Origin of the sequence: Chitinilyticum litopenaei DSM 21440, from assembly GCF_000428145.1 — a bacterium.
In the GTDB taxonomy this organism is placed as follows: domain Bacteria; phylum Pseudomonadota; class Gammaproteobacteria; order Burkholderiales; family Chitinibacteraceae; genus Chitinilyticum; species Chitinilyticum litopenaei.
In genome coordinates this window covers 41,430-61,916 of sequence record NZ_ATZJ01000012.1, presented here as the reverse complement: position 1 = coordinate 61,916, position 20,487 = coordinate 41,430, and the positions used below count along the sequence as shown (strand labels likewise).

19 protein-coding genes are annotated in these 20,487 nt (G+C 63.3%); 13 read left to right on the top strand and 6 right to left on the bottom strand.

Annotated elements, in window-relative coordinates:
- Window positions 1–33 precede the first annotated feature (33 nt).
- Genes C515_RS0106595 through C515_RS0106585 form a run of 3 tightly spaced genes read left to right on the top strand, consistent with a single transcriptional unit; the run spans window position 34 to window position 2,713 of the window.
- Complete coding sequence (locus tag C515_RS0106595; RefSeq protein WP_028454891.1) at window positions 34–1,353, top strand: TRZ/ATZ family hydrolase; 1,320 nt, start codon at window positions 34–36, stop codon at window positions 1,351–1,353.
- On the top strand, window positions 1,350–2,063 hold the full coding sequence (ubiG, locus tag C515_RS0106590) for a bifunctional 2-polyprenyl-6-hydroxyphenol methylase/3-demethylubiquinol 3-O-methyltransferase UbiG (protein ID WP_028454890.1): 714 nt from the start codon (window positions 1,350–1,352) through the stop codon (window positions 2,061–2,063). The genes C515_RS0106595 and ubiG overlap by 4 nt, the downstream gene beginning before the upstream one ends.
- Window positions 2,060–2,713 carry an HAD family hydrolase gene (locus C515_RS0106585; RefSeq protein ID WP_028454889.1) on the top strand — a complete coding sequence of 218 codons (654 nt, stop codon included), beginning with the start codon at window positions 2,060–2,062 and terminating at the stop codon, window positions 2,711–2,713. The genes ubiG and C515_RS0106585 overlap by 4 nt, the downstream gene beginning before the upstream one ends.
- A 948-nt stretch (window positions 2,714–3,661) precedes the next feature.
- Here the strand turns inward: C515_RS0106585 and C515_RS0106575 are convergent.
- A complete protein-coding gene (locus C515_RS0106575; protein WP_028454888.1) occupies window positions 3,662–4,066 on the bottom strand; it encodes a YchJ family protein in 405 nt (134 codons plus the stop codon).
- A gap of 399 nt (window positions 4,067–4,465) precedes the next feature.
- Between C515_RS0106575 and C515_RS19890 the strand changes: the two genes are divergently transcribed.
- From C515_RS19890 to C515_RS24550, 4 genes are all read left to right on the top strand, one after another.
- Complete coding sequence (locus C515_RS19890) at window positions 4,466–5,167, top strand: HAD family hydrolase (protein ID WP_051304701.1); 702 nt, start codon at window positions 4,466–4,468, stop codon at window positions 5,165–5,167.
- 169 nt (window positions 5,168–5,336) lie between these two features.
- Window positions 5,337–6,086 (top strand): CHAD domain-containing protein, encoded by a 750-nt coding sequence (locus C515_RS0106565; protein ID WP_028454887.1) that lies wholly within the window; start codon window positions 5,337–5,339, stop codon window positions 6,084–6,086.
- 272 nt (window positions 6,087–6,358) lie between these two features.
- Window positions 6,359–8,107, top strand: a complete 1,749-nt coding sequence (locus C515_RS22365; RefSeq protein ID WP_158380788.1) for a carbohydrate-binding protein — start codon at window positions 6,359–6,361, stop codon at window positions 8,105–8,107.
- Window positions 8,108–8,560: 453 nt separating this feature from the next.
- Entirely contained in the window at window positions 8,561–8,767 is a 207-nt protein-coding gene (locus tag C515_RS24550) for a YkgJ family cysteine cluster protein (RefSeq protein ID WP_245574997.1), read from the top strand.
- Window positions 8,768–8,827: 60 nt separating this feature from the next.
- Here C515_RS24550 and thiD read toward each other — a convergent pair whose 3' ends face one another.
- The 3 genes from thiD to thiM all read right to left on the bottom strand — a co-directional run bounded on the left by thiD (window position 8,828) and on the right by thiM (window position 11,411).
- Window positions 8,828–9,646, bottom strand: a complete 819-nt coding sequence (gene thiD, locus C515_RS0106545; protein WP_028454884.1) for a bifunctional hydroxymethylpyrimidine kinase/phosphomethylpyrimidine kinase — start codon at window positions 9,644–9,646, stop codon at window positions 8,828–8,830.
- 296 nt (window positions 9,647–9,942) lie between these two features.
- On the bottom strand, window positions 9,943–10,596 hold the full coding sequence (gene thiE / locus C515_RS0106540; protein ID WP_043648441.1) for a thiamine phosphate synthase: 654 nt from the start codon (window positions 10,594–10,596) through the stop codon (window positions 9,943–9,945).
- A complete protein-coding gene (gene thiM, locus C515_RS0106535; RefSeq protein WP_043648438.1) occupies window positions 10,596–11,411 on the bottom strand; it encodes a hydroxyethylthiazole kinase in 816 nt (271 codons plus the stop codon). Before thiM ends, thiE begins: the two co-directional genes overlap by 1 nt.
- Window positions 11,412–11,843: 432 nt before the next feature.
- Between thiM and C515_RS0106530 the strand changes: the two genes are divergently transcribed.
- Window positions 11,844–12,056 carry a hypothetical protein gene (locus tag C515_RS0106530; RefSeq protein ID WP_028454881.1) on the top strand — a complete coding sequence of 71 codons (213 nt, stop codon included), beginning with the start codon at window positions 11,844–11,846 and terminating at the stop codon, window positions 12,054–12,056.
- Between the two features lie 93 nt (window positions 12,057–12,149).
- Window positions 12,150–12,353 carry a hypothetical protein gene (locus tag C515_RS0106525; RefSeq protein WP_028454880.1) on the top strand — a complete coding sequence of 68 codons (204 nt, stop codon included), beginning with the start codon at window positions 12,150–12,152 and terminating at the stop codon, window positions 12,351–12,353.
- A gap of 182 nt (window positions 12,354–12,535) precedes the next feature.
- On the opposite strand, the gene C515_RS0106520 is transcribed toward C515_RS0106525, so the two are convergent.
- Window positions 12,536–13,306 carry an HAD-IIA family hydrolase gene (locus C515_RS0106520; protein WP_245574996.1) on the bottom strand — a complete coding sequence of 257 codons (771 nt, stop codon included), beginning with the start codon at window positions 13,304–13,306 and terminating at the stop codon, window positions 12,536–12,538.
- 186 nt (window positions 13,307–13,492) lie between these two features.
- Window positions 13,493–14,749: a D-amino acid dehydrogenase gene (locus C515_RS0106515; protein ID WP_028454878.1), complete on the bottom strand. Its 1,257-nt coding sequence runs from the start codon at window positions 14,747–14,749 to the stop codon at window positions 13,493–13,495.
- A gap of 200 nt (window positions 14,750–14,949) precedes the next feature.
- Here C515_RS0106515 and C515_RS22360 point away from each other — a divergent pair, with 200 nt between their 5' ends.
- From C515_RS22360 to recX, 4 genes are all read left to right on the top strand, one after another.
- On the top strand, window positions 14,950–16,776 hold the full coding sequence (locus C515_RS22360) for an ATP-binding protein (RefSeq protein ID WP_051304700.1): 1,827 nt from the start codon (window positions 14,950–14,952) through the stop codon (window positions 16,774–16,776).
- Window positions 16,777–16,878: 102 nt separating this feature from the next.
- Window positions 16,879–17,931: a recombinase RecA gene (gene recA, locus C515_RS0106505; protein WP_028454877.1), complete on the top strand. Its 1,053-nt coding sequence runs from the start codon at window positions 16,879–16,881 to the stop codon at window positions 17,929–17,931.
- A gap of 145 nt (window positions 17,932–18,076) precedes the next feature.
- Window positions 18,077–18,379: a GIY-YIG nuclease family protein gene (locus tag C515_RS0106500; protein WP_028454876.1), complete on the top strand. Its 303-nt coding sequence runs from the start codon at window positions 18,077–18,079 to the stop codon at window positions 18,377–18,379.
- A 1,350-nt stretch (window positions 18,380–19,729) separates the two neighbouring features.
- Complete coding sequence (gene recX, locus C515_RS0106495) at window positions 19,730–20,206, top strand: recombination regulator RecX (RefSeq protein WP_051304699.1); 477 nt, start codon at window positions 19,730–19,732, stop codon at window positions 20,204–20,206.
- The last annotated feature ends 281 nt before the right edge of the window (window positions 20,207–20,487 follow it).

Below are 20,487 nucleotides of genomic sequence, written 5' to 3'. Positions count from 1 at the left end.
ACCCCACCTTGCGAAGCCCGCCACGGATTTGCCATGCCCCGCCTGACTTCCCTCCTGCCGCGCTGGCTGATTCAGCCGGACACCCGCACTGTTCTTGAGCAGCATGCGCTGCTGATCGAAGGCGAGCGGATTCTCGCCGTCCTCCCCGTCGAGACCGCACGCCAGCAATGGCCGCAAGCCGAGGAAATTCCCCTCCCGCAGCACGCCTTGCTGCCTGGTCTGATCAATCTGCACTGCCACGCCGCCATGACGCTCTTGCGCGGCTATGCCGACGATCTGGCGCTGATGGACTGGCTGCAGCAGCACATCTGGCCGGCCGAAGGCCGGCATGTCAGCGACGAATTCGTCTTCGACGGCACGCAGCTGGCGATTGCCGAGCTGATCGCCGGTGGCGTGACGTGCACCAACGACATGTATTTCCACCACGACGCCGTGGCGCGCGCGGCGCTCGACGCAAACTACCGCATGGTCGTCGGCTGCTCCATCCTGGAATTTCCCACCCCCTACGCCGCCGATGCCGACGCCTACATCGGCCGGGCGCTGGCCTGCCGCGAGCAGTACCTGGGCGAGAAGCTGGTCAGCTTCACCCTGGCGCCGCACGCCCCCTATACGGTCAGCGATGCCACCTTCCGCCGCGTGATCACCCTGGCGGATGAACTGGGCATGGGCATCCATTGCCACATACATGAAACCGCCGACGAAGTCGCCAACAGCGTCAAGGAACACGGCATGCGCCCGCTGGAACGCCTGGCCGGGCTGGGCCTGCTCGGCAGCCAGCTGGTCGCCGCGCACATGGTGCATGTGAACGACGCGGAAATGGCGCTGCTGGCCAGACATGGCGTTCACGTCGCGCACAATCCGGCCTCCAACCTCAAGCTCGCTTCCGGCTTCGCTCCCGTGGCCGCACTGCAGCGCCACGGCGTGAATGTCGGACTGGGCACCGACGGCGCCGCCAGCAACAACAAGCTGGATCTGTTTGCCGACCTGCGGCTGGCCGCGCTGCTGGCCAAGGCCGTCGATGCCAATCCGACCGCCCTGCCCGCCTGGGATGCCCTGCAAATGGCCACCTGCAATGGCGCCGCCGCACTGGGGCTGGGCGAGCAGATCGGCAGCCTCAGGGCCGGCCTGCAGGCCGACGTGATCGCCGTCAACCTCGCTGCATGCAGCGCACAGCCATGTTACGATCCGGTCTCCCAGCTGGTGTACGCGAGCGATCGCAGCCAGGTCAGCGACGTCTGGATTGCCGGACGCCGCGTGCTGGCCGGCCACCAGCTCTGCGATGCCTTCGCCGATCGCGCCTTGGCGGCCGCGCAGCGCTGGCAAGCCCGCATAGCACAGCACAGGAATGCATGATGACCGAGCGTCAGATCAACGTCGATTCCGGCGAAATCGCCAAATTTTCCGCACTGGCCCACAAATGGTGGGACAAGACCAGCGAATTCAAGCCCCTGCACGAGATCAATCCGCTGCGGCTCGGCTTTATCGAAGAGTTTGTCAGCCTGGCTGACCAGAGCGTGCTGGACGTCGGTTGCGGCGGCGGCATTTTGTCCGAAGGGCTGGCCGAGCGCGGCGCCAGCGTCACCGGCATTGACCTGGCGGAAAAATCGCTGAAGGTCGCCAAGCTGCACCTGTTCGAATCGGGCCTGCAGATCGACTACCGCTGCGTGTCGGTCGAGGAACTCGCCGAAAGCGCGCCGGAAAGCTATGACGTCGTCACCTGCCTGGAAATGCTCGAGCACGTGCCCGCGCCGGCCAGCGTGATCGCGGCGTGCGCACGGCTGGTCAAGCCCGGTGGCTGGGTCTTCTTCTCGACGCTGAACCGCAATGCCAAGGCCTATCTGCTGGCGGTGATCGGTGCCGAATACGTGCTGAACATGCTGCCGCGCGGCACGCACGATTATGGCAAGTTCATCAAGCCGTCCGAACTGGGCCGCATGGCGCGCCTGGCCGGGCTCGATACCGTCGAGGTACGCGGCATGCACTACAACCCGCTCACGCAGATTTACAGCCTGGGTGGCGACGCCGACGTCAATTACCTGATGGCCTGCAGGAAAGCAGCATGATCAAGGCCGTTCTGTTCGATCTTGACGGCACGCTGGCCGATACGGCACCCGACCTGGGCGCGGCGCTCAACCGGCTGCTGGCCGAGGAAGGCCGTCCCAGCCAGCCCTATGCAGCCATTCGCCCGGTTGCCAGCCATGGCGCACGCGGCCTGCTGGAGCTGGGCTTTGGCATTGGCCCGACCCACACCGAGTTTGCCGGACTGCGCGAGCGCCTGCTCGCCCATTACGAGCAGGGACTCTGCGACTCGACACGACTCTTTGACGGCGTCGGCGAGTTGATCACGGCAATCGCCGGTCGCGGCCTGAAATGGGGCATCGTCACCAACAAGCCGATGCGCTACACCGACCCGCTGATTGGCATACTCCCCCTGCCCATTGCCCCGCAAACCTGCGTATCCGGCGACACGGTAGGCATACCCAAGCCAGACCCCAAGCCGATGTTGCATGCGGCTGCCGAGCTGGGCGTCGATCCGGCCCACTGCCTTTATGTCGGCGACGCCGAGCGCGACATCGAAGCCGGCCGTCGCGTGGGCATGACCACGGTGCTGGCCAGCTATGGCTACATCGCCGAGCACGATGAACCCGCAGCCTGGGGCGCCGACCTCACCATCCGTCACCCGCTGGAATTGCTGGCCCACCTGCCCGATTGAACACGGCGGGCGGAGGGAAAGCCGGGGCCTTGCTCCGGCTTTTTTCTTGCCATCTCCCCATCCGGCGAACAAAAAAAACCCGGCTGGACTTGAGTCTGAGCCGGGCACAGGAGGATGAGGAGTCGACAACTTGCGGCTTGCGCCGCGGAAAACCAGTAGCTTGCGCTACCTTGAAGCAGGTGGCTTGCGCCACAGAACCATGATCAAGCGTTCAATCAGGGTTTGCCAGAGGCAATTTTTACTGCAACTTACATGCCACGAGTAAGTTGCCAGCCATACGCTTTGACCAGCATTTGCTGGGCAAATTCAGCATTCTTCACGAGTTTCATCAGGGTACGCATTTTCCTTCTCCTTGATTAGGTTCCGGATTTCATCAATCTGGGTGTCGGGTATCGACAGGACGAACTTTATCAAAACTACCAAATTGGTGCAAGTGGTTTTGTAGGCAAACTACATGCTTATGCGCGTAACGCATTGTATTTGACTACACAACTTATGTAATTTCTTTTTATATTCATACACTTGCAATGTAGCAAAACAGTAATACATAAAAAATGATCGCGTAACAGAACTACGCGTTTGTGAATACTTCACAGTTCTGGTGCATGGGCATGCCGGAAAACGGTGCACACAAAAAAGCCGCAGCAGCTGCGGCCGTGACCAGGTTCTGTTGAGGTTTTATGTGCGTTCCCGCTGGTGCGCTTTTGGCACCGAATCAAGGCGTTGCGAGCGCCGCATAACCGATTATGTCAGCGAAGCAACAACGTAGAGTCGGCGCAAAAAGCGCCCAGCCCTCCGGGTTTGCCTGTTTTTGGCCTGACACGGCATTGCAAAACCCTCACATGGCACGACCATGCAGCGGGCTTTGCGCCTTGTTTCAGGCCAAGAACAGCACAAACGGGCAGCGCAAACAAAACCTCGACAGAGCCGAGGCATGAATGACGTTACTCAGTCGCTGATCTCGCCATCCAGATAGAACCAGCAGCCCGCTTCACGCACAAAGCGGCTGTGTTCTTCCATGCGGTAGGCGCGCCCGCCCACCTTGTAGCGGGCGACAAAGGCCACCGAGCCCTGCTCGCCGTCCTGCCCGGCCTGCTTGACCGTCAGCCCCAGCCAGTGGGCACGCGGCTCGTCCGTCAGCCCGAGACACGCCGGACGCGTGCTGGCATGCCAGGTCGCCAGCAGGTAGTCTTCCAGCCCCAGCACATAGGCCGTGTAACGCGAGCGCATCAGCCGCTCGGGGTCTGGCGCGGGCTGGCCGGCATGGTAGCGCCCGCAACAGGCGGACAGGGCAAGCCCGCTGCCGCAGGGGCAGGTATCGGGTTGGAAATTCGGGCTGGATTTGCGCGCCACACGGACCTCATCGGCAGGAAGATCAGGGAAAGGACGGGGGGCAGCGCCTGGCGCCGCCTGTTCACCCCGGATAAGCGATCGGGCGGCTCTTCGGACCCTTGCTTCGCGCCCAGGGCTGGCGATGGGCTTGGCGCCAGCACGTGAATTCACGGGCAAGACAGCTCGCCCTCATCCCGCGTCCCAATGGATTTTCCGGGTTAAAATCGGGTCGCGACCCACGACTGGCCAAGCCATTGCCCGCGCGCCGAGACAGCCGCCATGCCTCGCAGGACAAGACATCGCGCGGATTGCATTCCCGCGGCCAAGCGCAGCGGCACAGCGAGCGGGCAGCGCCAGCCTTCGTCGTTTTGCTGAACAATCCGGCCACGACCGCAGCACAGATTATAAACAGGAACCCGCATGCACAACGCCTACCCCGCCCACCCGCCCGTTCGCGCCGCCATTTTCGACATGGACGGCCTGATGCTGGATACCGAACGCATCGCCCTTGCGGCCTGGGAGCTTGCCAGCGCCGAGCTGGCGGTGCAGCTCTCGCAGGAGGCCATTCTGGGCATGGTCGGCATGCATTCCAGCAAGGTGTCCGGCCATCTGGCGCACTACCTGCCCGACGCGGGCGTGATTGCCGAGCTGGTCGCCTGCACCCATCGCCACTACCTGGCGCTGACCGAGGGCCCCATCCCGCACAAGGCCGGCATTCTCGCGTTGCTGGACTGGCTGAAGGCGCTGGGCCTGCCTTGCGCCGTGGCCACCTCGACGCGCCGGCCGATCGCCGAACACCATCTGCAGGCTGCCGGCCTGTGGCCCTATTTCGCCGCCACCGTCTGCGGCAATGAAGTCACCCACCCCAAGCCGGCGCCGGAAATCTACCTCAAGGCCGCTGCCGCGCTCGGTGTTGACCCGCGCGAATGCCTCGCCTTTGAAGATTCCAATTTCGGCGTGCAGGCGGCGCATGCCGCTGGCTGCCGGGCCATCATGATTCCGGATTTGCGCGCGCCCAGCGCCGACACGCTGGCGCTGGGGATGCCCGTGGTCAGCAATCTGGATGCGGCCCGGCAGCTGGCCGCCGGCTGGCTGGCGCAGGGCCAGACCACGGCGGCCTGAGCGGCCGTGGCCGGTGGCCTTGCGGCGCGGGCCGGGGCAGCCCGCAACAACAAACAGGGTATAGCCATGCAGCCCAATCCAGTAAAAGGCTACATCCATATACCCATGCCAATCCCCGAACCGGGCCGACTGGGCTAAGCTGAATCACCTGTCAGCCGTCACGCCCGTCATGTCCACCGCCTCCGCCCTGCTGCTCTACCAGTTGCACCTGCTGGCCCGTATCGGCCGGCTGCGCCGTGACTGGCTGCTTACGCGCGATGCCGAAACGCTGCACGATCTGCGCGTGGCCATGCGCAACTGGCGCGCGCTGCTGCCGCTGCTCGGGAATGCCGAATGTCGCACGCGCTGGCGCACGGCCGCGCAGCAGAGCAATGCCATGCGCGATCTGGATGTGCAACTCGCGCTGCTGCAGAAACATCGCGCCGGACAGGCTAGTCTGACCCGGCACCGGCAAGCCATGGCAGAAGCCAGCGAACGCCTGCGCGTCGCGCTCAGTACGGCAGCACTGGACACGCTGCTGCTGGACAGCACGCGCTGGCTGGCCTGCTCGCGGCCGGTCAGCGCGGGCCGGCTGGCGCAGCACCGGCGCACATTGCACACGCGCCTGCTGCGGGCGCTCGGCAGCCTTGCCCCGGACAGCCCGCCCGCGCTCTGGCATGCGCTGCGACTGGCCATCAAGCGTCTGCGTTACCTCAACGAGGCCGCCAGCAGCGCCACGCAGTCCGCAGCGCCGCCCTACCAGGCCGCATTGAAAGCCGCACAGGGCACACTGGGCGAGCTGCACGATGTGGATGCCCTGCTGCTGCAGGCCGGCCTTCCGGCGCCACTGCGCGCGGCACTGAGCGCGAGCCGCGCGCCCCTGCTGATCCGGGCCTGGCAGGACGTGGTCACACTGCAGAAGCTGCTGCCCGGCGCCTGAAGAGGCCTTGCCAGCCCCCCCTGGTGAACCTGTCGCCGCCGCCATTGCACGGTCATTCGTGAATCCGCCCGGTGCCAGCAAACCTGCATGTCACTGTTTTTAATGGCCATTTTCGAACGCGCGCCGTCATTCGTGAAAGAAGCCCGCAGCCCGGCTGGTCAACCGGCTGCGCTGCGCCGATAGTCACAGCTGCCCGAACCGGCAAGACCAGCAGAGGCCAGCAAGGCCCGGCGGCCGGGGGGCAATCACAAGCCAGGAAGATGGAGACGCAATTGAAAACAACTACCCTCAGCACCCTGCTGATCGGCCTGCTGCTCGCCGCCGGCAGCCATGCCGCCACCGCGTGGCAGGAAGGCAGCACCTACAGCAGCGGCAGCGTGGTCAGCTACAACGGCCGCGACTACCAGGCTCTAACCACCCACACGGCCCACATCGGCGCCAACTGGAATCCGGCCGGCACGCCGACACTGTGGAAAGACCTCGGCGCAAGCAGCGCCACAACACCGACAGCGACCCCCACGCCCACCTGCCCGTCTCCCCCGCCGTCCCCTAGCGGTGGAGCCACTCCGGTTTATTTGAATGGCTGCATCGTTGGCTGGAGCACCGCAACCCGCCCGCCAACCGCCACACCAACCGCCACGACCACTCCGACGGTCACCCCCACCGCCACCCCGACCGCCGCCAGCAGCTGCTATCCGGGCTGGACCGCCAAGGCCTATCCGGGCGGCAGCCGCGTCACCCATAACGGTCGAGACTACGAAGCCAGATGGTGGGCCGAAGGCAGCGAGCGCCCCGACCAGTCTGGCCAGTGGGGCGCATGGAAGGATATCGGAGCCTGCAACAGCACGACACCGACCGCCACCGTCACCTCAACCATCACGCCTTCGCCAACACCACTGCTCTGCCCCGTTCCCACTCCGCCCAATGGCCCGGCCACGCCCATTTATGGCACAGGGGATCTCAAGAACTGCATCATTGGCTGGAATGTGACGATCACGCCGCCGCCGACCCCGAACCCGCTGGTCAATCTGGTGTCGGCCACCAGCTGGAAGCATGGCGCCAACGGCGCGTATTCGCTGCTGCATGATGATTACTGCTCGATGTATTACGGCAACGACCCCTACATCAAGCTGATCGAGCCGGCGCTCACCCAGCGCGGCCTCGTCGCCGGCTTTGGCGTCATCACCGGCAACTGCTCGGAGCAGCACTGGGCCGCGGCGAAGACCATGGTCGCCAATGGCCACGAGATCGTCAGCCACAGCCGCACCCATCCCGACCCCTATATCGCTGACGCCGCGCTGCACGACCAGCTCAATGGCGCAGCCGCCGACATTGCCGCCAGGCTCGACGGCTACCAGGCCAGCTATTTCGTCTGGCCGGGCGATGCCGCCTCGGCCGCCGGCACGGACTTCCTGAAGAACGGCACGGCCTATCTCGGCGGACGCGCCACGCATCTGGTCGCCAATGGCGGTGTGGATTACACCACCATGCCGGCGGGCATCAACCCGGCGAACTTCGACAATCCGTATCGCATCAAGTGGGACCTGTTTACCGTCGACGGCAAGTGGTCGCTCTACCCGATGGGCAGCGAAATCCTCAACCTGCACGTCGATGCGGCAATCAGCCAGGGCGCCTGGGCCACGCGCACCATGCACAGTGTCGATACCGGCTACTGGGAAACCGCGCCGCTGGACCGCTACACCGCGCACCTGGACTATGTGAAGGCGAAGGTGGATGCCGGGCTGCTGTGGATGGCAGGGCCGAGCGACGTAATCCGCTACCGCTTCGCCCGCCAGTACTGCAAGCCGGTGCTGGGCGGCGACCTGCGCTCGGTGACGTTTGACACCAGCGCGCCGGAATGCGCGAAGTACGCCACGCCGATCACGCTGCAGCTGAACCCGGTCAATGCCATCGCCCCGCTGGCGGCCTTCCAGGCCGGCAAGCAGCTGCCGGTAGCCAAGCGTGACAACAAGTACTACGTCACCGCCAATCCGCTGGCCGGCGTCGTCGAACTGCGCTGATTCCGGCGCATTCGGGAACTTCAGCCTGAACCTTGCCCCGCCTCTGGCGGGGCTTTTTTTCGGCCAGGCCGCACACGCGCCGCGCCAGCCAGGCGGCATTGCGCCAGGCCTCGCACTGGCGGCGCCGCAGCTTGCGCAGGCCAGTCTGCGCCGCGCCGGCAGCCTTGACGCAGCGCGGCCCGCGTCCGCTCGGCCCGCCGTTGCACGCGCGCGACAAGGGTCCCGCCCGGCCATTCACAGCCAGGCCGGCTTGCGGCATCATCGCCGCCGCAAACGCCACCCCCTTGACCCTGCTTGTTGATCCGCTATCGCGATGAGCTCCGTCTGCCAGCACTGCGGCGCCTGCTGCGCCAGTTTTCGAGTGTCCTTCTACTGGGCCGAAACCGACGCCCATCCCGCCGGCCGCGTGCCGCAGGCACTGACCATTCCGATTAGCCCGCACCACGTCGCCCCATGCGCGGCACCGAGCAACAGCCGGTGCGCTGCAGCGCGCTGCAGGGCAGCGTTGGCGCAATGGTCTCCTGCAGCATCTATGCCGCACGCTCCAGCACCTGCCGCGACTTCCGCGCCGGCGACGAGCGCTGCAACGCCGCCCGCGCCCGGCACGGCTTGCCGGCGCTGGCGGAGGACGGGACGGAAGACCTGGCCATCGCCGCCTGATACATCCGCCCCCATCACCCTGTAGCCCATCACCCTGAAAGGCTGCAGGTCAATACCCTGTCACCACCAGGCATGGAAATGATGAACGGGCCCGATGCCCTGCCCCACCTGCAAGCGCTCGGCATTGCCGATGGCCTGCAGCAGCCAGGCCTTGGCCTGTGCGACGGTGCCCCCCCAGTCGGCGCACTGCGGGCGCAGCGCCGCCAGGGCCGCCGACAGGGTGCAGCCGGTGCCGTGGGTGTGCCGGGTCGCAATGCGCCGCGCCGGGAAACACACCGGCTCTTCGCCCGCCACCAGCAGCCAGTCCGGGCAATCCTCCCCCGGCAGATGGCCGCCCTTCATCAGCACCGCATTGGCCCCCAGCGCCAGCAGTGCCTCGCCCTGGCGCAGCATCGCGTCTTCGGTCTGCGCCTCAGAGCAATCAAGCAGCGCCGCCGCTTCCGGCAGATTGGGCGTGATCAGGCCGGCCAGCGGCAACAGCTTCTCGCGGATGCCGGCCACCGCATCGGGCAGCAAGAGCGCCTGCCCGCCCTTGGCGATCATCACCGTATCGACAACCACAAAACGCGGCTGCCAGCGCTGCAGGCTCTCGGCCACGGCGGCGACAATCTCGGCATTCGCCAGCATGCCGAGTTTCACGCTATCGACACGGATGTCGCTGAACACCGCATCGAGCTGCGCATGTACGAAGTCCGGCGGCACCGGATGCACGGCATTCACGCCACGCGTGTTCTGCGCGGTGAGCGCCGTAATCACGCTCATGCCGTACGCACCGAGCGCGGAGAAGGTTTTCAGATCGGCCTGAATGCCGGCGCCACCGCCGGAATCGGAACCGGCAATGGTCAGGGCATGGGGAATGGGATGGCTGGGGGCGTTCATCAGTTTTACCTTTGCTTTGTTTTTTCTCTGTTTCTGGAGCCCGCAGGGCGAGTTGCGGCGCGCCGCTGGACGGAGCGAGCAGCGCAGGGCATTCGGCGCGGCGGAACGGTGGAACGGGCGCGCCTTTCTTTGCTTACTTTCTTTGGCGAAGCAAAGAAAGTAACCCGTCCGCCGGGCGGAACCGGCCCCCCAACACTGCGCCGCCAGGCGCTAAAACTCCATCCGGCGGGTTACGCTGCTAATGCAGCTAACCCACCCTACGTCCTGGATTCCGGCCTGCGCCGGAATGACGCAACTCAGCGGGCTGCCGCGATCTCGGCCTTGAGCCGCTGCGTCGCGTTCCGCACATCCCCCTGCCCGCAGATCGCCGACACCACTGCCACGCCATCAGCGCCGGCAGCGATCAAGGGCGCGGCCATGCCGGCCTTGATGCCGCCAATCGCCACCGCCGGCAGCGGCTTGGTCTGCATCAGGCGCGCGAACTCATCCAGCCCCAGCGAAGGCGCAGCGTCTTTCTTGGTGCCCGTCGGGTATACCGGCCCGACGCCGATATAGTCTACGATAGCAGCCGATACCCCCTGCTGGTGTGCCAGATTATTGGTCGAGAGCCCCAGAATCTTGTCCGGGCCGATCAGGGCGCGCACCACGTCAGCGGGAATATCGCTCTGACCGACGTGCACGCCGTCGGCAGCCACGGCGAGCGCGATGTCGACGTGATCGTTGATGATCAGCGGCACGCCGCTGCCCGCCAAGACCGCTTTCAGTTCGCGCGCGCACCGCAGCCAGTCGCGCTTTTTCCACTGCGGCGCACGCAGCTGCACCACCGTCACACCACCGGCGACCGCCTGCTCGGTGGTGCTGACCATGCCGGCCAGGCCGCCGCACAGCTCGGGGTCAAGCACCAGATACAGCGAGAGATCAATCGGATTCAGTTCACGTTGTGAAGGCATCAGGCATTGTCCTCGGCGGTGGCGAGCTGGGCGGGGGCGATCACGGTCAGCGCATCAAGGAAGGCCATCTTGAAGGAGCCGGTGCCTTCCGAGCAATCGAAGGCCCGCTCGCCGCACACGCCCAGGATGCCGCAGGCGGCAGCCACCGCTAACAGGCGATCCGGCGCGTCGGCCAGGAAGGCGGCCACCACGGCAGACAGCGCGCAGCCGGTGCCGACCACGCGGGTCATGCGCACATGGCCCCAGCCGGTGGACAGCACGCGCGCACCGTCGGTGATGTAATCGGTTGCGCCGGTCACCGCGACAATCGCACTGGTGTCGCGCGCCAGCTGTTTGGCGGCATCGACGGCGCTGTGCGAGCCGGCGGTGCTGTCCACGCCACGCCCGCCGCCCGCCAGCCCCGCCAGCGCCAGGATTTCCGAGGCATTGCCGCGAATCGCGGCGGGCTGGAATGCCAGCAGCTCGCGCGCGGCATCGCTGCGGTATTTGAGTACGCCGACCGCCACCGGATCGAGCACCCAGGGCGTGCCGGCCTGCTGCGCGGCCGCCGCGGCAATCTTCATCGCGGCAAAACGCGCCGGGTAAAGCGTGCCGACATTGATCAGCAGCGCGGAAGCGATGGCGGCGAATTCGCCGGCTTCTTCCTCGGCGACAATCATGGCGGGGGCCGCGCCGATGGCCAGCAGCACATTGGCGGTAAATTCCTGCACCACCTCATTGGTCATGACATGAACCAAGGGGGTATTGTCACGCAGCCTTTGCAATTCAAGGGCCAGCTGTTGATAGGTAACGGGAGTATGATCGATGACTGTCATGGTGTTCTCTCAGGCGGGCCGGCTCGCGCCAGGCCGCGATAAATGGGTTCCGGGCAAGCCGGGAAAAGGCATGGCATGGGCAAGCCGCCACCTGATCAGGTAGGCAGTTCAGCAACTCGTCAGGCCGGCGTCCCACGGGGGAATGACGAAGTGTTCCTTGCTGAAGTCGCTGGGCCGCCACGCCCCATCGGCACGGCGGCGGAAAACCGTCAGCACGCCCCTGGGCGGCTGGTGCACCGGATCGGCCTGCCGATTGTCGGCGGCGGCTGCAGGAGGGTCAAGGCAGAGCCGGCGCGGATTGCAAGTTTCTTGATCCAGCCCGGTGCGACAACAAGACGAACGGCAGGCCGATGCCGCTTGATGGACGCTGCGCCAGCACACTAGGCTGGACTCAGGCTCGCCGCCGGCGGCCGCCAACCCAGGAGTTGCACGATGCCCGGACTCAACCTCGACTTGAACATCGACAAGCACCACAACGCCACGCTGGTCGTGGAATGCCCAGCCTGCAAGCACGAACTCACGCATCACCTGAAATCGCTCACCCCCGACCATATCCTGCCCTGCACCTGCGGTGAGCAGATCGGCCTGTCCGGGCACGATCTGGCGCGCGCACAGGCACTGCATCAGCAAATCATCAGGAACTGATTGTCTGGTTTAGCAAACCTTTTATCTGTCTTACGCAATCTGGTAACAGGGCTTATTTATGCTGGCAATTGTCCGTACTCATGGAGAACGACAATGCAAGCCCCCCTGTTTGGTTCGGCCCCGCACGACTGGTTGCGCGAGCTGAATACCTCCGACCTGCTGCATCTGGAGCTGGGCCTGTTGCGCCTCTTGACCAATCGCCCCAATGCCTTTGTGCTCTTCAAGGCGCGCGGCATGCTCAGCGCCGTGCAGTGCCTGCTACTGGAACGCAGCAACCAGCATCGCTCGGCGGCCTGAAGGCCCCGCAACGGGCCTGTGCCCCCACCCCACCATGGCGCCGCTGGCGCCATGGTGTTTTCTCAGGCCGCCGCAGCGCAACACTCCCCGGCGCCATTCCGGGCAAACGCCCAGGCGGCCGACCATCGCCGTCCCTTTTCCAGTTTGCAGTTTCCAGAAGCGGATCAGCGATCAGCAATGCCTCAGAGCGTGTCCAGCGCAATCTCGCCGACGTGGTTGAACACGTAGTCGGGCTTGTAGGGGAAGTGGTCGATCATCTCGGTGGTCGTCACGCCCGAGAGCACCAGCGCGGTTTTCATGCCGGCCTCCATGCCGCCGACGATGTCGGTATCCATGCGGTCGCCGACCATCAGCGTGTCATCCGGGTGCGCGCCGAGCTTGCGAAGCGCCAGCGTCATCATCAGCGCGTTGGGCTTGCCGACGATGTAGGGCTTCTTGCCGGTGGCGGCGGCAATCGCCGCCAGAATCGTGCCGGCCGCCGGCTCGTTGCCGCCTTCGACCGGGTCGATCATGTCCGGGTTGGTGCCGATGAATTTGGCGCCCTGGTCGATAAAGCGCACCGCCTTTTTCATCTGCTCGAAGCTGAAGGTCGTCGATTTGGCCACCACGACATAATCCGGCTTGCTTTCTGATATCGAGAAGCCGACGTTGTAGAGCTCGTTGATCAGCCCGCCGCCACCGATCACGTAGACCTTGGCGCGCTCCTTCTGGTTTTTCAGGAACATCGCGGTGGCCATCGCGGCGGTGATGAAGTTGTCTTCCGTCAGGCCGTGCACGCCCAGCGATTCGAGCTTCAGTTTCAGGTCATACGGCGTCTGCTCGGCATTGTTGGTCAGGAACAGGAAGGGAATCCTGGCCGCCAGCATGCGGTCGACAAAATCCTGCGCGCCGGGAATCAGCTGCTTGCCGCGGTACACCACGCCGTCCATGTCGGAAATCACGTTCTTGATCATTGCCGTCCCTCAAACCGGAAAAAACCAATTTACCACAAGCCCGCCCCCCTTCCCCTTGCAGGTCGCAGCCACAACAAAACCAAAATCCAAGGCTGAGGCGCAAAGACGCAGAGAAAAACAGCCGATATGTTGCCTTTCATCTGCGTCTTTGCGTTGGTGGTTTTTCGGTGCAAGTGAACCTGTCGCTCACAGCCCCTGCACGAAGGGGTAATCGACTTCGGGCTGTTTGCCGGCGATCAGGTCGGCAATCGCCTTGGCCGAGCCACAGCATTCGGTCCAGCCCAGGGTGCCGTGGCCGGTGTTGAGCCACAGGCTTGGGTAGCGCGTGCTGCCGATATAGGGCAGATTGCCCGGCGTGGCGGGGCGCAGGCCCGTCCAGAACTCGGCGTTGGCGTAGTCGCCGCCGTTGGGAAAGATCTCGCGCGTGCGGTCTATCAGCGCCTGGCAGCGGATTTCATTCAGTTCAAGGTTGTAGCCGTTGAATTCGGCGGTGCCGGCCACGCGCAGGCGGTCGCCCAGTCTGGAAAACACCAGCTTGTAGCCGTCGTCGGTCATGCTCACCGTCGGCGCCTCGTGCTCGGGACCGACCGGAATCGTCGCCGAATAGCCCTTGGCCGGGTAGATGTCGAGCGTGACGCCCAAGGGCGCCAGATACAGCGGGCTGTAGCTGCCCAGGCAGACGACGAAGCGATCGGCACTGAGCACTTCTTTACCTTCTGGGGTATGCACCCGCACGCTTTTCACATCGCCGCCTTCAGCATCAAACCCGTCGATCGCGCAGTCGTAGCGGAAGGTCACCCCCAGCGCCTCGGCGTGTTTGGCCAGCGCGTTGGTGAACTTGCGCGCATCACCCGATTCGTCGCTTGGCGTGTAGGTGCCGCCGACAATCGGGCGGCGCGAATGCCGCAGCGCCGGCTCGATCGCCAGACACTCGGCGGCGGATTTCACCTGCCGGTCCAGCCCCACTTCGCGCATCAGCGCGGCGGCCGGAATCGCGGCGTTGAAATCGGCCTCGTCGGTGTAGTAGTGAAGAATTCCTTCCGTTCGCTCGTCGTACGACAAGCCCAGCTCGCCGCGCACAGCCTGCAGCGTGTCGCGGCTATATAGTCCCAGGCGCACCAGATTCTGCAGATTGAAGCGCGCGCGCTCCGGCGTGCATTGCTGCAGAAAGCGCAGCCCCCAGCGCCACTGGTTCCAGTCGAATTTGAAGCGGAACAGCAGCGGTGCGTCTTCCTCGCCCAGCCACTGCAGCGTTTTCCACGGCGCTTTCGGATTCGCCCACGGCTCGGCGTGGCACACGGAAACCTGCCCGCCATTGGCATAACTGGTTTCGCGCGCCGGCTCCTGCGCGCGCTCGATCACGGTGACCTCGTGGCCTGCTTTCGCCAGAAACCACGCCGATGTCACGCCGATCACCCCGGCTCCCAGCACGATGATTTTCATGGTCTTGCCTCCCTGACACTCCGGCGCACATTATGCCGCCTGCCGCCAGGCCCTGCAGCGAAAGGGCGGCAATTCCTGCCCGGCATCAAATCCCGGCCTTAGCTGTTTCCTCCTGGCTGCAAGGGATGTGCGCGGCGCTGCTCGCCACCGGCAGTTTGCTCTACACTAGGCTTCTTTACTCCGCCGCCCTACCAGACCGCATGCGATTCTCCCTGCGCGCCGCCATCATCCTTGCCGTGCTGTTCGGCCTCTTGCTGCCAGCCAGCATCAATGGCTATTTCGGCATCCGCAGCGAGCAGCAGGACATGCAGCGCAGCTTTGCGCACGAGCAGCAACGACTGGCGGAAATTCTCGCGCTGGGCATGCGCGAACCGATCTGGAACCTGACGCCGGAAGCCGGCCGCCCGCTGCTGGAATCGGTACTGGGCGACGAGCGCGTGGTACGCATCACCGTCGTCGATGCGGCCCAGGGCCAGCCCTTTCTCAGCGCCAACTTCCCCGAGCGCCGCCGCAGCCGGCTCAGCATCGTGTCACTGCCGGTCAACAAGGAAGGCCGGCAGATCGGCGTGATCAATCTGGAAATGGACAACGGCCAGGCGGAAGAGACACTGCGCAACAAACAGAACCAGTATCTGATCGCCGTGGCGGTGCAGGCGATCATCAGCATCAGCCTGATCTACGTCCTGCTCAATGCCCGCCTGCTGCGCCCGCTGCAGCGGCTCTTGCGCCAGTCGAGCCGGCTGGCCAAGCGCGACCTGGACGAAACCTTCGTCTGGGATCGCGCGGACGAGCTGGGCGAACTGGGCAAGTCGCTGGAACGCACACGCCAGTCGCTGAAGGAGCTGGTGGTCGACCTGGAGCAGAAAAACCTGCAGCTCGAAGCCGACCTGATCAGCCGCGGCCAGGCCGAAGCGGCGCTGCGCGCCAGCGAACAGCGCCTGCGCCGCCTGGTGGAAAACAGCAGCGTCATCCCCTGGGATGCCCGGCCCGGCGAATGGCGCTTCACCTATATCGGCCCGCAGGCCGAAATGCTGCTGGGCCTGCCGCTGAGCGTCTGGTATGAAGACAGCTTCCTGACCCAGGTGATCCACCCCGACGACCAGTATCTGATTTATCAGCTGTTTGGCGAGCACAGCGAACAGCAGGGGCAGCGCCACTTCGAATGCCGCATGCGCCGCGCCGACGGCAGCGATGCCTGGATCCTGCTGCTGGCGAACACCAGCAACAGCGAAGGCAGCCGTTTTCTGCACGGCTATCTGGTCGACATTTCCGAGCGCAAGCAAAACGAGATCGAACTCGACCTCTATCGCCATCACCTCGAAGACGCGGTGGAAAGCCGCACACAGGCACTCGCCGCCGCCCAGCGCGAAAACGAGGAACTGGGCAACGCCATCAGCAATGACCTGCGCGGCCCGCTGCGCCTGCTTGAAGGGCTCAGTGACATTCTGGACAAGGATTACGCGCGCATGCTCGACGACAGCGGCCGCGCCTACCTGCGGCAGCTCGCCGCCGGCCTGCAGAATCTGCACAATCATCTCGACGACCTGCTGACCCTGCAGCAGTTCGCCCGTGCCGAACCCGAACTGCAGGACGTCGACCTCAGTGCGCTGGCCAGCGAGCTGCTTGAGGAAATCGCCATCCTGCAACCGGATCGCGCCATCGAACTGGACATCACCCCGGGCCTGCTCGCCCGCGCCGACCCGCAACTGATCCGCATTGCCCTGCACAATCTGCTCGACAATGCCTGGAAATACACGCAGGACAGCCCCGCACCGCGCATCCGCTTCGCCGCCAGCCAGCACAATGGCAAGACGGTGTACTGCGTCAGCGACAATGGCTGCGGCTTTGACATGACGCACGCCAGCAAGCTCTTTGCGCCCTTCCAGCGCCCGCACGGCGGCGCCTCGCAAGGCAGCAACAGCATCGGTCTGGCCATCGTGCAGCGCATTATCGCCCGCCATCACGGCAAGGTCTGGGCCAAGGCCACGCCGGGCGCCGGCGCCAGCTTCTGCTTCACGCTGGCCTGAGGACAAGACCCGCAGTGCACAGCCCGTGCAGGACATTTTGCAAAACAGAACGATTGTTCTATAATCCGCCACACCCACCAATTACCGCTGCCAGGAGCTTTCATGGACGACAACAAGAGCAAGGCGCTCGCCGCCGCACTCGCACAAATCGAACGCCAGTTCGGCAAGGGCGCCATCATGAAGATGGGCGAAAACCAGATCGAAAACGATTTGCAGGTTGTCTCCACCGGCTCGCTGGGCCTGGATCTGGGCCTGGGCGTCGGCGGCCTGCCGCGCGGACGCATTGTCGAAATCTTCGGGCCGGAATCCTCCGGCAAGACCACGCTGTGTCTGCACGTGGTCGCCGAAATCCAGAAACTGGGCGGCGTGGCGGCCTACATCGACGCGGAAAACGCACTCGACCCGGTGTACGCGCAAAAGCTTGGCGTCAATGTTTCCGACATGCTGATTTCGCAGCCGGACACTGGCGAGCAGGCGCTGGAAATCGCCGACATGCTGGTGCGCTCCGGCGGCGTGGACATCATCGTGGTCGACTCGGTTGCCGCGCTGACGCCCAAGGCCGAAATCGAAGGCGAAATGGGTGACACCCACGTTGGCCTGCAGGCGCGCCTGATGAGCCAGGCGCTGCGCAAGCTCACCGGCAACATCAAGCGCACCAATACGCTGGTGATCTTCATCAACCAGCTGCGCATGAAGATCGGCGTGATGATGCCGGGCCAGAGCCCGGAAACCACCACCGGCGGCAACGCGCTGAAGTTCTACGCCTCGGTGCGCCTGGACATCCGCCGCATCGGCGCGGTGAAGAAGGGCGAGGAAGTGATCGGCAACCAGACCAAGGTGAAGATCGCCAAGAACAAGGTCGCCCCGCCCTTCCGCGTCGTCACCTTCGACATCCTCTATGGCGAGGGCATCAGCCGCGAAGGTGAAATCATCGAGCACGGCGTCGTGCACAAGATCGTGGAAAAGGCCGGCGCCTGGTACAGCTACAACGGCAACAAGATCGGCCAGGGCCTGGAAAATTCGCGCAACTACCTGAAAGACAACCCCGAAGTCGCCGCAGAAATCGAGAAGAAAATCCGCGAGAAAATCGGCGGCAACGCGGCCCCCATCGTTGCCGGCGGCGCGATGGAAGACGAGGAAGCGCTGGAGGATTGATCCTTCGCCCCAACAACAACGGCCGCTGATGCGGCCGTTGTTTTATCAATCTCGACACGCCAGCCCACACGAGATACCACTCATGCAAATACCAATTCAGCATAGCTACTGCAAATTGGCCACATGCTCATTGGAATAATGCGCCATGAAATTTCGCCACGTGGTATACAAGCTCACATTTCCAAATGGAAAAATCTACATCGGGAAAGATATTGGCGGAGCAGGACACTCAATAAACTACTTTGGCTCTTGGGACAACAACTTAGTCGAACAGGACTTTACCAAAGAGCAACTGAGTGATTTTACAATCAGGAAGGAAATCCTCTTTGAATCCGAGAACAAGCAAGAAGTAAACCAGAAAGAATCCGAACTAATCATTCGCCATCAATCTAATGATGAGGCAATCGGTTATAACCAAACACACCGCTCTCGTAAGAAAACCCTTTGATATCAATCGGGTTACTCCAAGAGATGACTGTTCATTTCGCAGATTTCGGTTTATCGAAGGGAGAATTCTGCCATAATTGGAAAGTGCAATTTGCAGGTTGACGCCGAGCTTGCGAAGACCAACAACTACGGCAAGCGTTCAGCCGTATTTTATTTCACTTAACCTACGGACTGTTAGGCGAATTAATTTCCGGCTCAAACAACTAAAAGCAAGAATATGCCCAAACATCTTCGGATTGCTCTATTAGTCTACATCACATCTCGCTCCGCAATGGCCGCACTTGCTCCGCTATATGAATCAGATGTCTTCCGCCTAATTTCACCAATACTAATGCTCTCATTCATTAGCATTACGTTATTTTTCATGCGGCGAACTCAATGGTCGTGGCGTTACATGAAAACAATCGCATTTTGTGAAATTGGTATAAATCTACTTTTCTTCCCTTCGTCAACATTTCATGGAATCTACACAACACCAGCTCAATTTCTCGTTGCAACAATAATAGGATCATCTGCTGTAATCATTTGGTCACTCATTCGTGACCCTGCGACCAAATCTTGGTTTCTAAACCAAAAAAATTAAAACTTCCACTTTGGGTCGATTGCAGATTAATCCCAACCATGCCGTTTTCAGTGCCTGCGGCACGCTGTTTTCATGCGCGTTTCCGCCGCGCCCACGGGCTACTTTCTTTGCTTCGCCAAAGAAAGTAGCCAAAGAAAGGCGAGCCCGGTGCCAGCAAGCCGGCATCGCTCGACGCTAGGCGGCAAAGCCGCCAAGCTCTGCGGTGACCGCCGGCCCTTCGGGCTGCCCTGCGATGCTCGTTTTTCCGGGGGCGCGGGACAACTCGGCGGCGGCGGTGATTCTTAGCTTGGGTTGAATGCTATGAAACCCAACGGGATTGCTGCCGTATTGTTGGGTTTCGCTATGCTCAACCCAACCTACAACAATGGGTATACGGCTGCAGCCCTTTTCTAGGCTTGGCTGTGGATTTATCACTGCATGGGTATATCACTATGTCAGTTAGGACGAGATGCCCTCGCAGTCGCCGAGAAGCACAGTTGCAGCCAGGGTTTCGGCGTGACGAGTGTTTGAGCCCGTAGGGCGAGTTGCGGCACGCCGCTGGCTGCAACGAGCATCGCAGGGCACCCCGCGTAGCGGGGCGACGAAGCGGGCGCGCCTTGGGGGTGTCGGGGGGCTTGGCAAGACAAGCCCCCCGACGTGCCGCCGGGCACACCCGGCATCAAACACCGCGCCGCAGGCGCTTAAACAACTCGAACTGCACTTCAGCCACATACACCGCAATGTATTAACCTGCAGCCAAACCCTCTATTAGCTTACGAAGCAATACCCATGAATGATGACCTCCTCCAGACACTCCGCAACAAGGCCCTGGCGCTGCTGGCCCGCCGCGAATACTCGCGTGCCGAGCTGAGGCAAAAGCTGCTGCGCGCGGCCGGTGATGAGGGCGGGGAGCTGGTCGAACAGGTCCTCGCCGATTTCACCGACCGCAACTGGCTGTCGGACGAACGCTTTGCCGAGCAATGGGCGGCGCAGCGCAGTGCGCGCTATGGCCAGAATCGCCTGCGCCAGGAGTTGCGCATGAAGGGCGTCGCCGGCGCGGTGCTGGAAAACGCGCTGGCCGAACACGCGCAAGATGAAACAGCGGCGGCAAGACGGCTGTGGCAGAAGAAATTCGGCACGCCGCCAGCGGACCAGAAAGAACGCGCGAAACAGTTGCGTTTCCTGCTCGGGCGCGGCTTCAGCAGCGAGGTCGCCTATCGCGTCATCGGCGGTGGCGACGACTGGGACGAAGCGCTCATTGACTGATCCGGCGCGCCGAAGGGTGAATTGCTGTGGGAGCGAGCTTGCTCGCGAAGCGTTACTGATCGCGAAGCGTTGCTGATCGCGAGCAAGCTCGCTCCCACGCGCGAAAACATCAGAGGGCCGGACCAGTTGGAACAGCAAAGCACAAGCCGGCGCAGAGGCGTGGCGCACAAGCACGGCGGATTTGGTCGACTTCCCGGCTCCTGATGAGGTAGGCAGCACAGCAACTCAGCATGCCGGCGTCCCACGGGAATGAGGTCTTGTTCTGAGCTAGCCACCCAATC